Origin of the sequence: Sphingobium sp. AP50 (assembly GCF_900109095.1) — a bacterium.
In the GTDB taxonomy this organism is placed as follows: domain Bacteria; phylum Pseudomonadota; class Alphaproteobacteria; order Sphingomonadales; family Sphingomonadaceae; genus Sphingobium.
Window position 1 is genome coordinate 237,840 of the sequence record NZ_FNYZ01000003.1, and the last position, 13,627, is coordinate 251,466.

Annotated in this window: 11 protein-coding genes; all 11 read left to right on the forward strand. The window is 63.4% G+C overall.

Annotation, left to right across the window (positions count from 1 at the left end):
* Positions 1–6: 6 nt before the first annotated feature.
* The 11 genes from BMY84_RS09045 to BMY84_RS09095 all read left to right on the forward strand — a co-directional run bounded on the left by BMY84_RS09045 (position 7) and on the right by BMY84_RS09095 (position 13,605).
* The gene (locus BMY84_RS09045) at positions 7–609 is read left to right on the forward strand and encodes an NADPH-dependent FMN reductase (protein WP_093083235.1); all 603 of its coding nucleotides are present in this window, start codon (positions 7–9) and stop codon (positions 607–609) included.
* Complete coding sequence (locus BMY84_RS09050; protein WP_093083236.1) at positions 606–2,996, forward strand: beta-glucosidase; 2,391 nt, start codon at positions 606–608, stop codon at positions 2,994–2,996. The genes BMY84_RS09045 and BMY84_RS09050 overlap by 4 nt, the downstream gene beginning before the upstream one ends.
* Complete coding sequence (locus BMY84_RS09055; protein ID WP_093083238.1) at positions 2,993–3,895, forward strand: VOC family protein; 903 nt, start codon at positions 2,993–2,995, stop codon at positions 3,893–3,895. The genes BMY84_RS09050 and BMY84_RS09055 overlap by 4 nt, the downstream gene beginning before the upstream one ends.
* A 4-nt stretch (positions 3,896–3,899) precedes the next feature.
* Positions 3,900–5,057: an alpha/beta hydrolase family protein gene (locus BMY84_RS09060; protein WP_093083239.1), complete on the forward strand. Its 1,158-nt coding sequence runs from the start codon at positions 3,900–3,902 to the stop codon at positions 5,055–5,057.
* Positions 5,054–5,833: a cyclase family protein gene (locus BMY84_RS09065; protein WP_093083241.1), complete on the forward strand. Its 780-nt coding sequence runs from the start codon at positions 5,054–5,056 to the stop codon at positions 5,831–5,833. Before BMY84_RS09060 ends, BMY84_RS09065 begins: the two co-directional genes overlap by 4 nt.
* 4 nt (positions 5,834–5,837) lie before the next feature.
* On the forward strand, positions 5,838–6,794 hold the full coding sequence (locus BMY84_RS09070) for a fumarylacetoacetate hydrolase family protein (protein WP_093083242.1): 957 nt from the start codon (positions 5,838–5,840) through the stop codon (positions 6,792–6,794).
* A 45-nt stretch (positions 6,795–6,839) separates the two neighbouring features.
* Positions 6,840–7,949 carry a Gfo/Idh/MocA family protein gene (locus tag BMY84_RS09075; RefSeq protein WP_093083244.1) on the forward strand — a complete coding sequence of 370 codons (1,110 nt, stop codon included), beginning with the start codon at positions 6,840–6,842 and terminating at the stop codon, positions 7,947–7,949.
* A 1-nt stretch (position 7,950) separates the two neighbouring features.
* On the forward strand, positions 7,951–9,009 hold the full coding sequence (locus BMY84_RS09080) for a sugar phosphate isomerase/epimerase family protein (protein WP_093083246.1): 1,059 nt from the start codon (positions 7,951–7,953) through the stop codon (positions 9,007–9,009).
* Positions 9,010–9,367: 358 nt separating this feature from the next.
* Positions 9,368–12,034: a TonB-dependent receptor gene (locus BMY84_RS09085; RefSeq protein ID WP_256215184.1), complete on the forward strand. Its 2,667-nt coding sequence runs from the start codon at positions 9,368–9,370 to the stop codon at positions 12,032–12,034.
* On the forward strand, positions 12,034–13,179 hold the full coding sequence (locus BMY84_RS09090; protein WP_256215185.1) for a Ca2+-dependent phosphoinositide-specific phospholipase C: 1,146 nt from the start codon (positions 12,034–12,036) through the stop codon (positions 13,177–13,179). The genes BMY84_RS09085 and BMY84_RS09090 overlap by 1 nt, the downstream gene beginning before the upstream one ends.
* 165 nt (positions 13,180–13,344) lie before the next feature.
* Positions 13,345–13,605, forward strand: coding sequence for an Ada metal-binding domain-containing protein (locus BMY84_RS09095; protein ID WP_218146928.1), 261 nt, complete (start codon positions 13,345–13,347; stop codon positions 13,603–13,605).
* Positions 13,606–13,627: the final 22 nt, after the last annotated feature.

The following is a 13,627-nucleotide window of genomic DNA, read 5'->3' on the forward strand; positions in this document are numbered from 1 at the left end:
TGTGGAATGTCCGGTCTTTTTACGACCCGTGCAAAGCGGATCGTCGGCCTTGGCGGCACCTTTCGTCAGGCATCCTCCAGCGAGCAGATCGTCCGCGCGGTGCTGGCCGACTGTGCGGCGCTGGGCGCCGAGACGATCATGTTTGATGGCCCGGCGCTGGCCCGGCTGCCCCATTTCAATCCCGAAAATCCGGCACGCACCGATGAGGAAAGCGCGCTGGTCGAAGCCGTGCGCGAATGCGACGGCATCGTCATCGGCAGCCCCGGCTATCATGGCGGCTATTCGGGTCTGGTGAAAAACGCCATCGACCTGCTGGAAGATTTGCGTGCCGACGCCCGCGTCTATTTTGACGGGCGGCCGGTCGGCCTGGTCGTGACGGCGGCGGGATGGCAGGCGTGTGGCACCACATTGTCGGCCATGCGCGACGTGGTCCACGCCATGCGCGGTTGGCCCACCCCCGTCGGCGTCGCCGTAAACAGTGTGGAACAGCGACCGTTCGGGGCGGACGGCACATTGAGCGACGAAGGCGTCGCCAGCGCGGTGCGCGCGCAGGCGCAACAGATCATCGCCTTCGCCATGGACACGCCCCAGATGGAGAATACCGCATGACGGACGCCCTGACGCTGGAGCAGCGGATCGCGATGAGCGCGGGCGCGACCATGTGGACCACGGTCGGCTATGCGGATGCGGAGATTCCCTCGCTCGCCATGGCGGACGGCCCTATGGGCATCGCCAGCGGCCGGGTGGACGAACGCGACATCTCACTACTCACCCCCTGCCCCACGGCACTGGGCGCGAGTTGGGACGTGGAACTGAACGGCCGCGTCGGCGCACTGGTGGGCGGCGAAGCCATCCGCATCGGCGTGGACATGGTGCTGGCCCCGAACGTCAATCTGGCCCGCAGCCCGCTGGCCGGGCGCGCATTCGAATATTATTCCGAAGAACCGCTGCTCGCCGGGATATTGGGCGCGGCCTGGGCGACCGGGCTGCAATCGACCGGTACGGCGTCGGTCGCCAAACATCTGGTGTGCAACGACAGCGAAACCGATCGCGACCGGATGAACGCCGTGGTCGACGAAGCGACGCTGCGCGAAATCTATCTGCTGCCGTTCGAACATTGCGCACAGGCAGGCGTGGGCGGCATGCTGACCGCCTATAATCGCCTGAACGGGCAATGGTGCGCGGAGCATCATCATGTCATCACCACCATCGTCAAAGGTGAATGGGCCTTCCCCGGCGTCATGATGAGCGACTGGTTCGGCACCCACAGCACCGTCGCGACGCTCAGCGCGGGGCTTGATCTGGAAATGCCCGGCCCGGCGCGTTTCCTGGGCTTCAAGGCCGCCGAAGCGGTGGCGCAGGGGCATGTAAGCGAGGCGCGCATAACCGACGCCGCAACCCGCATCGCCCGCGCGGCCGCCCGGTTCAAGGACAACAAGAACGCGCCGATCATCGGCAAGGCGGCCGAAGACCTGCTGGTGGAGGCTGCATCTGCTGGTTTCGTCCTGCTGCGCAATCAGGACAATCTCCTCCCCCTCATCCCGGGGCGGGACAGGCATATCGCGATCATCGGCCCCAATGCGGCGGCCCCCTGTTATCAGGGCGGCACCTTTGCCAAGATCGCTGTATCGCCCGGCGCATCGCCCCCGCTGGACGCGATATTGGCGCGCTTTGCCCCGCATGGCCGGATCGATTATGAGCCGGGCGTCGACCCGCAGCCGCGCCTGCCATCCATGCCCACCCGCCCAGCGCGCGATCTTGGCGATGGCTATGTCAGCGGCATGACCGTCGATTATTATGACGGGCAGGATGCCGACGCGCGCAGAACCGCCAGCGAAACCCGCGACACCAATTCGCTGGTCTGGTTCACGGGCGTGCATGACGATATGGCGACCCTGAACAAGGCGGCGCGGATCGTCGCCAGCGGCGTGTTCGAGGCCGATCAGGATGGCGACCATAGCTTCTATCTGGGCGCGACCGGTCCCGTCGTCCTGCGCGTCGATGGGCAGGATGTGCTGGCGCAGAAGGAAGCGATCCCGTCGTCCGACGTGATGGGCAAGCTGAAAAGCGGCGATGCGCGCAGCACCACCATCGCGCTGAAGGCGGGGCGGAGCGTCAACATCGAAATCGAGTTCTGTTACGATCCTGCCCGCGTCCATGGCCTGTGGTATGGCATCCGCCGCCCCGACACACCGGAAGCCATGCTGAAGCGCGCCGTCGATCTGGCGACGCAGGCGGATGCAGTGATCCTGATGGTCGGTGAAACGTCCGACGCCAGCGTGGAAAGCAAGGACCGTAGCCATACGCGGCTGGCCGACGAGCAGATTGCGCTGATCGACGCGGTGACCGCCGCCAATCCGCGCACCGCGATCATCGCCAATGTCGGCCATGCGTTCGACACGGCATGGGAGGACAAGGCCGCTGCGTTGATGATCGCCTGGTATCCGGGCGAAGGTTTTGGCGAGGCGATTGCGCAGGTGCTTGCCGGGGACCGTGAACCGGGCGGGCGCATGCCCGTGTCGATCGCGCGCCGGGATGAGGATTATCCAGCCCTGTCGCTGAAGCCTGATGCTGATGGCAACCTGACGTATGCGGAAGGACGGCGCGTGGGGTATCGCGGCATGGCCGATCCCCGCCACACACTGGGCGCCGGGTTCGGCTATGCCGACATCACCATCGTCGCAGCGCAGCTTTTGCCGGATGGAGGCGACGGACTACGACGCATCACGGTGACGGTGGAGAACCGGTCCGACCGCGCCGGTAGCGACGTGGTGCAAATCTACCGGCGGGAACCCGAACTGGCGCTGGTAGCCTTCGCCAAGCTGCATATGCAGGCGGGCGAGCGGCGAGACGTGGTGATCGATGTGCTGCAACGCCGCCTGCAATATTGGCGCCATGGATGGCGCGACATTGCCGCCCCGCGCCTGTTCGTCGGCCGGTCCGCCGCCGACATCGCCTTTGACCTTGCCCTTCCCGTTTCGGAGTCCGTTGCATGAGCCGCGTTAGTGAGATTCGATATGTTGGCTACGCTGTGCCTGATGTTGCGGCGGAGCGGGCCTTTTATGCTGAGCAGTGGCAGTTGGTTGAGGCTGGCGAGCGGGACGGCATGGCCTATTTCGCGGCGGACGGCGGCGAAGAAGGCTATGTGGTTCGGCTCCGCGCGGCGGAAGAAAAGCGGATCGATGTGATCGCGCTAGCGGCGGACAGCCGGGCCGATGTCGATGCGCTGCATGACAAGGTCGCGGCATCGGGATGCCGGATCATCTTTGGTCCGAAGGATCTGGACACGCTGGGCGGCGGCTATGGCTTTCGCTTCTTTTCGCCCGACGGCCTGCCGTTCGAGATTTCGAGCGACATGGCGCGGCGCACCGCGCGCGAGATCGTGCATTGGGAAGGCGTGCCGCAGAAGATCAGCCACCTCGTGCTACATTCTCCCGATCACAAGGCGCTGGTGCAATGGTTCTGCGATGTGCTTGGCTTCAAGGTGTCGGACTGGCTGGGCGATTTCATGTGCTTCCTGCGCTGCAACGAGGCGCATCACCGCATCGCCATCCTGCCCGGACCGCCGTGCCTCAACCATGTCGCCTACGACATGCTGAGCGTCGACGACATGATGGTTGGCATCAACCGCCTGCGCCAGAAAGGCACCGACATTCGCTGGGGTCCGGGCCGTCACACTGCGGGTAACAACACGTTCAGCTATTTCACCACGCCCGCAGGCTTCGCTGTCGAATATACGTCCGAGCTGGAATATGTGGATTTCGAGAGCCATGAGCCGAAGGTCCATATTCCCGGCCCGAAGGTGATGGACCAGTGGGGCATTGGCGTGGGCGGTCCGCAGACCATGCCGCACCCCGAATCCGACAAGGGTCTGTTCCAGGCGGTCGAGGTCTGAACCCATGGCCTTATTCGAATATTTCCCCAACTATATCTGGAACCTGTCGGTATCGATCGCGATGGAGAGCGGCGCGCAGCTCGGTGAGATCATCGACATGTGCAAGCCGATCAAGGACGCGGCCGATGGCGGCGCGGACGCCGGCACGACGATGTTCATGAAGGCCTGGGCCGCGATGGGCGACAAGCTGCTCGACCTCGCCGCCGAAGACGAGGCGAAGGGCCGCCATTTCTCCGCCTCCAACAAGCTGGAGCGCGCGTCGCTCTACCTGATCACCGCCGAACGCATGCAGGGCCATGGCGCACCGGGCCGTGAGGCGACCTATGCCCGTGCGCGCGACGCCTTCGATCGCTCGACTGCATTGGGCGCGATCAACCGCGAGCGTGTGGAAATCCCGCTCGACACCGGCACCATGCCCGCGCTGTTCACCCGTGCGCCGGGTGAGGGGAAGAAGCCGGTCGTGGTCTTCTGCAACGGTCTCGATAGCTGCAAGGAGCTGCTCTACTGGACCCGGCTGCCCGCCGAACTGGCGCGGCGCGGCATTTCCACCCTGTGCGTCGATCAGCCAGGCAGCGGGGAGGCGCTGCGCCTCCAGAATCTCCCCGTCGATCCGCATAGCGAAAACTGGGCGAGCAAGGCGGTCGACTGGCTGGAACAGCAGCCTGAAGTGGACCCACAAGCGATCGGCATGACCGGCATTTCGCTGGGCGGCCATTTCGCGCCGCGCGCCGTCGCCTATGAACCGCGCTTCGCCAGTGGCGCGGTGTGGGGCGCGAACCACAATTGGCGCGAAGTGCAGGACAAGCGCATGGCGCGCGAGGGCGAGAATCCGGTTCCCCATTATTGGGCGCATGTCCACTGGGCCTTCGGTGCGAAAGATCAGGAGGATTTCCTCGCCAGGTCGGAGGCGATGAACCTCAACGGCCATATGGACAGCATCAAGGTGCCCTTCCTCGTCACTCATGGCGCCAATGACCGCCAGATCAGCGTCGCCTATGCCGACGATCTCTATGACCAGCTCGTCAATTCGCCGCGCCGCGAGAAAGTCATCTTCACCCCCCGCGAAGGCGGCGTGGAGCATGTCGGCGCCGACAATATGGCCTATGGTCGCGACCTGATTTCGGACTGGTTCGCTGAAACGCTTGGAGGGCAAAAGGCATGACTCGTCGCTTCATCGACCTGTCGATCACGCTGGACAATGACGTTGTCTCCGATCCGCCCTTCATGCGGCCCAGGATCACCTATGAGACGCATCAGGAAACGGTGAAGGAACTCCAGCATTTCTTCCCCGGCGTGACGGCGGAGCAGACGCCGGGCGGGGAAGGCTTTGCGGCGGCGGAGTGGGTGACGCTGACCACGCATAATGGCACGCATCTCGACGCGCCCTATCATTTCTCGCCGACCATGGACGGTGGCGAGCGGGCGATCACCATCGATGAAGTGCCGCTCGACTGGTGCTTCCGCCCCGGCGTGAAGCTGGACTTCCGCCATTTCCCCGACGGCTATGTCGTCACGGCCGCCGATGTGGAGGCGGAACTGGCGCGCATCGGCCATGATCTGCAACCGCTCGACATCGTGCTGGTGAACACGGCGGCGGGCAAGGCGCTCGGCCGACCCGATTTCGTCAATGTCGGCTGCGGCATGGGCTATGAAGCGACCATGTATCTGACCCGCCAAGGCGTGCGCGTGACCGGCACCGACGCCTGGAGCTGGGACGCGCCGTTCAGCTACACGGCCGAAAAGGTCAAGCAGACCGGCGACACCTCGCTCATCTGGGAAGGGCATAAGGCCGGCCGCGACATCGGCTATTGCCATCTTGAGAAGCTGCACAATCTGGAGGCGCTGCCCGCCCACGGCTTCACCGTCAGCTGCTTCCCGCACAAGATCAAGGGCGCGTCGGCTGGCTGGACCCGCGCCGTCGCCATCATCGAAGAGTAAGCCCATGCGCCTCGCCACCCTTGCCGACGGGTCGCCCGACGGCGCCCTGTTCGTCGTGTCGCGCGATGCGCAGCGCTGCCTGCCCGCCGGCGGCACGCTGCAACAGGCGATCGAAAGCTGGACCACGGCCGAGCCGGATTTGCGCGCGCTCGCCGCCCGGCTGGAACAGGGCGGTGGCGAACCGCTCGACCATGGCCGCCTGCTCGCACCGCTGCCGCGGGCCTGGCAATGGCTTGACGGATCGGCCTTTCCGCAACATGGCGAACTGATGCAGAAGGCCTTCCACCTTCCGCCGATCGAAACGGATCGGCCGTTGATGTATCAGGGGCTGTCCGATCGTTTCCTGTCCGGCACGCAGGACGTGCCCCTGCCCAGCGAAGCGGACGGCATCGATTTCGAAGGCGAATATGGCGTCATCACCGATGCGGTGCCGATGGGCACAAGCGCGCAGGATGCGCTTTCCCATGTCAAGCTGCTGCTGCTGATCAACGACTGGTCGCTGCGCGCCATCGCCCCCATCGAAATGAAGACCGGCTTCGGCTGGGTTCAGGCCAAGCCCGCCTGCGCGGTCGCGCCCTTCGCCGCGACGCCCGATGAACTGGGCGACGCATGGGCCGATGGCCGCGTCCATCTGTCCTTGCAGGTGCATGTCAACGGCCAGTGGTTCGGCCATCCCCATGGCCGCGAAATGGCCTTCGGCTTCCATGTGCTGATCGCCCATGCGGCGCAGACCCGCAACCTGCCCGCTGGCACCATCATCGGTTCTGGCACCGTCTCCAACGCCGGCTATGCCTCCGTTGGGTCCTCATGCCTCTCCGAACGCAGAGCCATTGAAATGATCCGCACAGGGCAACCTCAAACGCCCTTCCTCTCTTTTGGCGATAGCGTTCAAATGGAAGCCTGGGGTGCAGACGGATCGCCGTTCGGGAAAATCGACCAGCGCGTCATCGCCGCAAACTGAACGACGGCAAGGAGGAGAGACGTGAAAATCCGTGCAAAAATCCGTATGGGCATGGTCGGTGGTGGCCCGGGCGCCTTCATCGGACCGGTCCATCGCATTGCGGCCGAACTGGACGGACATATCGCGTTGGTGGCGGGCGCGTTCAGCAGCAGCGCCGAACGCTCTCGCGCGGCGGGCGCGCATTATCGCATCGATCCGGCCCGCGCCTACCCTGACCTGGGCACGATGCTGGCGGACGAGGCAGCGCGGGACGACGGCATCGATTTCCTGTCCATCGCCACGCCCAATCACCTGCACTTACCCGCCGCCATAGCTGCATTGAACGCCGGTTTGCCGGTGATGAGCGACAAGCCCGCCACCGCCACTCTGGACGAAGCGCTGGAGTTGCGCCGTGTTGTACGGACGTCAGGCACGCCCTATGCGCTGACCTATACCTATTCTGGTTATCCGCTGGTGCGCGAAGCGCGGGCGCGCATCGTGACCGGAGAGATTGGCAAGGTGCGCAAGGTCGTGGTGGAATATCCGCAGGGCTGGCTGGCGGGTGAAGCCAGCGGCAAGCAGGCGGAATGGCGCGTCGACCCGGCCCGGTCGGGGCTGGGCGGGTGCATCGGCGACATCGGCGTCCATGCCTTTCATCTGGCGGAGTTCGTCACCGGCCTTACCGTCACGGAATTGCTGGCGGATCTGGCCGCCGTGGTGCCGGGCCGTGCGCTGGACGATGACTGCGCTGTGCTGTTGCGGTTCGACACCGGCGCACGCGGCGTGCTGATGGCGTCGCAGATTTCGGTCGGCGAACGCAATGGCCTGCGCATCCGCGTCTATGGCGAACATGGCGGCATCGACTGGCGGCAGGAATCGCCCAACGCGCTGACGTTGCATCATGGTGACGGGCGCACGGAGATCATTCAGGCGGGCGACGCCGCACTTGGCCCAGACGCGCGCGCCGCGACGCGCACGCCCGGTGGCCACCCGGAAGGCTATCTGGAAGCCTTCGCCAACCTCTACAGCGATTTCGCCCGGATGCTGCGCGGCGAAGCCGCCCCGTTGCTGGCCGGCATAGACGATGGCGTCCGGTCGATGGCGTTCATCGCCACCGCCGTCGATGCCAGCGCCCGCCGTGCAGGCTGGACGCCACTCATCATCCCTGGAGATTGACATGAAGACGATCAAAGGCCCGGCCATTTTCCTGGCGCAGTTCGCAGGGGACGTCGCGCCGTTCAACAGCCTGGACAGCATCGGCCGGTGGGTCGCGAGTCTGGGGTACAAAGGTGTACAGATACCAAGCTGGGACGCGCGCCTGTTCGATCTGGCCAAAGCAGCGGACAGTCAGGATTATTGCGACGAAATAAAAGGGACGCTGGCCGCCCATGGCTTGGCGATCACGGAATTGTCGACCCACCTTCAGGGACAACTGGTCGCCGTCCACCCCGCCTATGATGCGCAGTTCGATGCCTTCGCCGCGCCGGAAGTGCGGGGCAATCCCACCGCGCGACAGGCATGGGCCGTGGATCAGGTGAAGATGGCGGCAAAGGCCAGCCAGCGTCTGGGCCTTAACGCCCATGCGACCTTTTCCGGCGCGCTGGCATGGCCCTATGTCTATCCCTGGCCGCAGCGGCCCACCGGACTGGTCGAGGATGCGTTCGACGAACTGGCGCGGCGCTGGAAGCCGATACTGGACGTGTTTGAAGACCATGGCGTGGACGCGGCGTTCGAAATCCATCCGGGAGAAGACCTGCATGACGGGGTAACGTTCGAAATGTTTCTGGACCGGCTGGGCGGACATGCCCGCGCCAACATCCTGTACGACCCCAGCCATTTCGTGCTGCAACAGCTCGATTATCTGGCCTTCATCGACATTTATCGCGACCGCATAAAATGTTTCCATGTGAAGGATGCGGAGTTCCGGCCTACGGGGCGTTCCGGCGTCTATGGCGGCTATCAGGGCTGGGCCGATCGGCCTGGTCGGTTCCGGTCACTAGGCGACGGTCAGGTCGATTTCCCCGCGATATTTTCCAAGATGGCGCATAACGACTTCCCCGGTTGGGCCGTGCTGGAATGGGAATGTGCGCTGAAACACCCGGAGGTCGGTGCAGCGGAAGGCGCGCCGTTCATCGCGCGGCACATCATCGAAGTGACCGAACATGCGTTCGACGATTTCGCTACCGGTGGTGCTGACAGAGCGCTCAACAAGCGCATGATGGGCATTTATACATGACGATCCACTCATAAGCCTTAAGCCAGAGACGTGCAGAGAATGGATTGATGGCGGCCAAACAGGTGCTGTCTTTAGGAGTAGCTCTGAGCGGCAAATCAACCTGCCGGCAATCACTCGCCTGTCCTTCCGAAAGGTGCAGCCGTAGCGCTCAGGAATGATCTTGAGCGCAACAATTCCCATGAGCCTGAGCGTGGAAGATTGATCGCCGAGCGGCTGGAAAGAACGTCAGTGACGGCTTTCCGGACCGGGAACGAGCGAACAACCGAAAATTCAGGATGAAATATACGCGCCACAATATTGCAATAACAACGGCCTAACCGCCCCCTGTCGGCCTTGGAGCCTTGGGGAGAACCACCACATGTCACGTTCATCGCGCATGCTTTGCGCGCCGCTTCCGCTCGCCATTTTTGCGCTGGTGCTGTCGCCGCCGGTCCAGGCGCAGACCGTTGCACCGGCCGCCGATCAGCCGGTAGCTGCCGATGGGCAGGACGAAGGCGCGATCGTCGTCACCGGTACCTATGCCCGCAGTCTGGCGACCGCGACCGAAATGAAGCGCAAGGCCGCCTATGGCGTTGATTCCATCGCGTCCACCGACATCGGTAAATTCCCGACCCAGAATGTCGCCGAAGCGCTTCAGCTCGTCACCGGTGTCGCGATCACCCGTCCGCGCGGGGAAGGCCTTTACGTCAGCGTGCGTGGCCTTGGCCCGCAATTTCAGAGCACGCTGGTCAACGGCCGCACCATCGCGATCAACGACCTCATCGAAAATGGCGGCGCACAGGGGCGCCAGTTCCGCTTCGAGATGCTGCCGGCCGAATTCGTGTCGCAGATCGATGTGGTCAAGACGCCAACCGCGGACATGACCGAAGGCGCGCTGGGCGGCAATATCGACGTCAAGACTTTCCACCCGCTCGATGTCGGCAATAAGACCACGGTCAATCTGCGCGGCACTTATACCAGCATGACCGACAAGGTGCGGCCGAACGCCACCGTGCTGACCAGCTTCAAGACCAAGGACGATCAGTTCGGCATCCTGGTCGGCGCCCAATATTGGGCCAAATCGGTCCGCAACGACCGCTTCTACAATACGGGCTGGAACCTGAACAAATTCGTGCAGCCTGCCAATCCGGTTGCGGGCGCCGAATATCTGCCTGCCGGCTATTATACGCCGACCCGCACCCGCCCCACCATCGAAACCGAAGACCGCAAGCGGTTGTCGGGCCTGATTTCGGCCCAATGGCGTCCTTCGGACGAACTGGAAACGACGCTGGACGTGTCGCTGACGCGGCTGGATGTCGAATATGACGAATTCGGCCTCGACATCTATCCAGACGATCCGGGCACCTATCTGGTGCCGGGGTCGGTGATGCTGGACGGCAATACGGTCACCAAGGCGACGATCAACAATGTCCGCTTCATGGCCTCGCGCGAATACAGCCTCAACCGCCACGACCTGATCAATGTCGGCCTGAAGCAGGTATGGAATCCGGGCGACTGGCATGTTTCGGCCAATGCCAACTGGTCCTACGCCCATAGCTTCCACCCCAGCTATGCCGAAGGCACGGTGCGCAGCCGCATGCAGATCATCGCGCCGCTGACCTATGATGCGTCAGGCGGGTACAAGATCGCGCCGACGCTCAGCACGCCGGTCGACGTCAGCAATCCGGCCAATTACATCTATTACCCCTTCAACATCGCGCCCAAGAACAGCAAGGACTGGGACAGCTATGCCCGCCTTGACGTCGGCCGCGATCTCAACGGCTTTATCACCAAGGTCCAGGCCGGTGGCGAATATCATTGGCGCAAGCGCGACTATTGGCGCCGCGACTTCACCGTGAACATCGCCGGCAACCCGCCGATCTCGCAGGTCGTGCCGGGCGGCTACGAAGCGCTGCCCTTCGACGACGCCTTCTCGAACATTCCGGGCAATTTCCCGCGCAATTGGGCGGTGCCCATCACCAGCGCCTTCTATGATGCGCTGTTCACCGATGCGATCGCCAATGCGCCGCTGACGGCCGGCGACATGCGCGCTTCCTATGTCGTTACGGAAAAGATCCTTGGTGGCTATGTCCGTGCGGATTATGGTTTCGATCTGGGCAGCGTCGGCATCACCGGCAATGTCGGCCTGCGCTATGTCCACACCGACCAGGTGGCGAGCGGTACGCTGACGCTGGGTACCACGCCCACCCCGGCGAGCTTCCCCAAGACGTTCAACAACTGGCTGCCCAGTTTCAACCTGCGCGCCGAACTGACGCCAAATCTGATCGGCCGTCTGGCGGCCAGCCGGGTGCTGACCCGACCCAACATGACCCAGACCGCGCCACAAATCAGCGTATCGACCGATGCGCCGACCGCGAGCGGCGGCAACCCGGACCTCAAGCCGTTCCTGGCAACACAGTTCGACGGTTCGCTGGAATGGTATTTCCGTCCCAATGCCTCGCTGACCGGCGCGCTCTTCTACAAGAAGATGGACGATTATATCACGGCGCAGAACGTCAATACCGAGATTCCCGGGCGTGGCACAGTGCTGCTAAGCACCCAGGTCAATGGCGGCACGGCCAAGGTTTATGGCATCGAGGCGGCCTATAACCAGGTGTTCGATTTCCTGCCCGCACCGTTTGATGGACTGGGTTTCCAGGCATCCTACACCCATACCGAAGTCGAATCGAACTATACCGCTGGTGCGCGCCCGATCGTCGATCAGTTGATCGGCCTGTCGAAGGACAGCTACAATCTCGTCGGTTTCTACGACAAGGGACCGATTTCAGCGCGCCTTTCCTATGTATGGCGCGGCGAATATCTGTCGGGCAATGGCAGTACGACCCAGACCGAATCCTATGTGGCGCCGTTCGGCTCGCTCGACGGCAACCTGTCCATCCGGGTGCTGCCCAAGACGCTGGTCAGCCTGGAGGCGATCAACCTCGCCGGGGCCAGGGCCTATTCCTACAATGGCATCAAGGAGCGGTTCAACGAGATCCAATATTATGGCCGTACCTTCCTGTTCGGCATTCGGACTGAATTCTGATGCGCGGGATCGGACCAGCCATCGCCCTTGCTACCGCCGCGCTGATCCTGGTCGGTGCGGCGGCCCCCAGGGCCATGAACGATATCCAGGTGGTGGGGTCGCATAACAGCTTCAAGGCGCGCATACCCGCAGCGGTCATGGCCAGGATCAGGGCGATCGAGCCCCGGCTCGCCGATGGACTGGACTATTATCATCTGCCTCTCACCCAGCAGCTGGATGCCGGCGTTCGCCAGCTTGAACTCGACATCTTCGCCGATCCCCAGGGCGGTCGCTATGCCGACCCCAAGGGCGAACAATGGGCGCGGGAGGCCGGCGAACAGACCGGGTTCGACCGTCAGGCGATGCTGAAGCCTGGTTTCAAGACGTTCCACATTCCCGATGTCGACTATCTCAGTACCTGCCCGGCGCTGGTCCAATGCCTTGCCGAGGTCGATCGCTGGTCACGCGCGCACCCGGATCACCTGCCGATCATGATCACCATCAATGCGGCCGACACACCTTCGAACCGGCCGGGGATCAGCAATCCGATCGGGCTTGATGACAAGGGGCTGCTGGATGCGCTCGATGCCGAAATCCGATCCGTCCTGCCGGGCAAGCGGCTCATCACCCCCGATGACGTGCGCGGCAAGGCCAGGACGCTGCGCGACGCGGTGCGGACCCATGGCTGGCCTAGCCTGGATGCCGCACGTGGCCGCATCTACATCATGCTCGACGTGCGCGACGCGGTCTCCAACCTCTATCGCGATGGCCATCCTTCGCTTGCAGGGCGCGCGATGTTCGGTTGGTATCCTGACGATCAGCCCGAATCCGCGATCCAGATCGTGCAGGATCCGCTGGTCGACGGTGCTAAGATCAGCGATTGGGTGAAGCAGGGCGTCATCGTGCGCACACGGACCGATGCCAACACGGTGGAGGCACGCGCCGGCGATTATCGCAAGGCACAGGCGGCCATGGCCAGCGGCGCCCAGGCGGTCAGCACGGACTTATTATCCCGGAGCGCCCGATCCGTTGCGCAGAGGCTTTTCGGTGACGCTGCCGGAAGGGGCAATGGCGCGGTGCAATCCTGTTCGCATCTCCACAGGATGTTCGGCCGTGCCTTGAGGTTGCGCCGACTGATTTGCAACCTTCGCTATGATAATAGGTGAACTTCAATGCGTAGAAACAGACTGCACAATTCGAACGGTTGCCAATCTCACCATGCCAAAGCGCGAAGTGGCGCTCGTAACGCTCCGCACTGCGATGTCGCGAGAACAAAAATAGACGCCCGAAAAACGGCGACGAAGCAGGTTGCGTGCGGGTAGAGCCTTCACATGTTGTTCGACCTTCCTGACCACCAAACTCTCTATGCGGCGCTGCTTTCACGCGACGCCCGCTTTGACGGGCAAGCCTTCGTCTGCGTGTCTTCCACCGGGATATTCTGTCGGCTTACCTGTCCGGCGCGTAAGCCGAAGTCGGAAAACTACACTTTCTTCCCCACGATCGCAGAGTGCATCGACGCGGGATACCGGGCGTGCGCGCGATGTCATCCGCTGCAGGCCGCCGCACTGGCACGGGCAACACTGGAGGGCTGATCCGCCCTCCAGCCCAAACCAT

What these genes read in the sequence shown, in the direction of transcription:
- BMY84_RS09045 (WP_093083235.1), top strand. Translation starts at nt 7, where the DNA reads ATGTCCGGTCTTTTTACGACCCGTGCAAAGCGGATCGTCGGCCTTGGC.
- BMY84_RS09050 (WP_093083236.1), top strand. Translation starts at nt 606, where the DNA reads ATGACGGACGCCCTGACGCTGGAGCAGCGGATCGCGATGAGCGCGGGC.
- BMY84_RS09055 (WP_093083238.1), top strand. Translation starts at nt 2,993, where the DNA reads ATGAGCCGCGTTAGTGAGATTCGATATGTTGGCTACGCTGTGCCTGAT.
- BMY84_RS09060 (WP_093083239.1), top strand. Translation starts at nt 3,900, where the DNA reads ATGGCCTTATTCGAATATTTCCCCAACTATATCTGGAACCTGTCGGTA.
- BMY84_RS09065 (WP_093083241.1), top strand. Translation starts at nt 5,054, where the DNA reads ATGACTCGTCGCTTCATCGACCTGTCGATCACGCTGGACAATGACGTT.
- BMY84_RS09070 (WP_093083242.1), top strand. Translation starts at nt 5,838, where the DNA reads ATGCGCCTCGCCACCCTTGCCGACGGGTCGCCCGACGGCGCCCTGTTC.
- BMY84_RS09075 (WP_093083244.1), top strand. Translation starts at nt 6,840, where the DNA reads ATGGGCATGGTCGGTGGTGGCCCGGGCGCCTTCATCGGACCGGTCCAT.
- BMY84_RS09080 (WP_093083246.1), top strand. Translation starts at nt 7,951, where the DNA reads ATGAAGACGATCAAAGGCCCGGCCATTTTCCTGGCGCAGTTCGCAGGG.
- BMY84_RS09085 (WP_256215184.1), top strand. Translation starts at nt 9,368, where the DNA reads ATGTCACGTTCATCGCGCATGCTTTGCGCGCCGCTTCCGCTCGCCATT.
- BMY84_RS09090 (WP_256215185.1), top strand. Translation starts at nt 12,034, where the DNA reads ATGCGCGGGATCGGACCAGCCATCGCCCTTGCTACCGCCGCGCTGATC.
- BMY84_RS09095 (WP_218146928.1), top strand. Translation starts at nt 13,345, where the DNA reads ATGTTGTTCGACCTTCCTGACCACCAAACTCTCTATGCGGCGCTGCTT.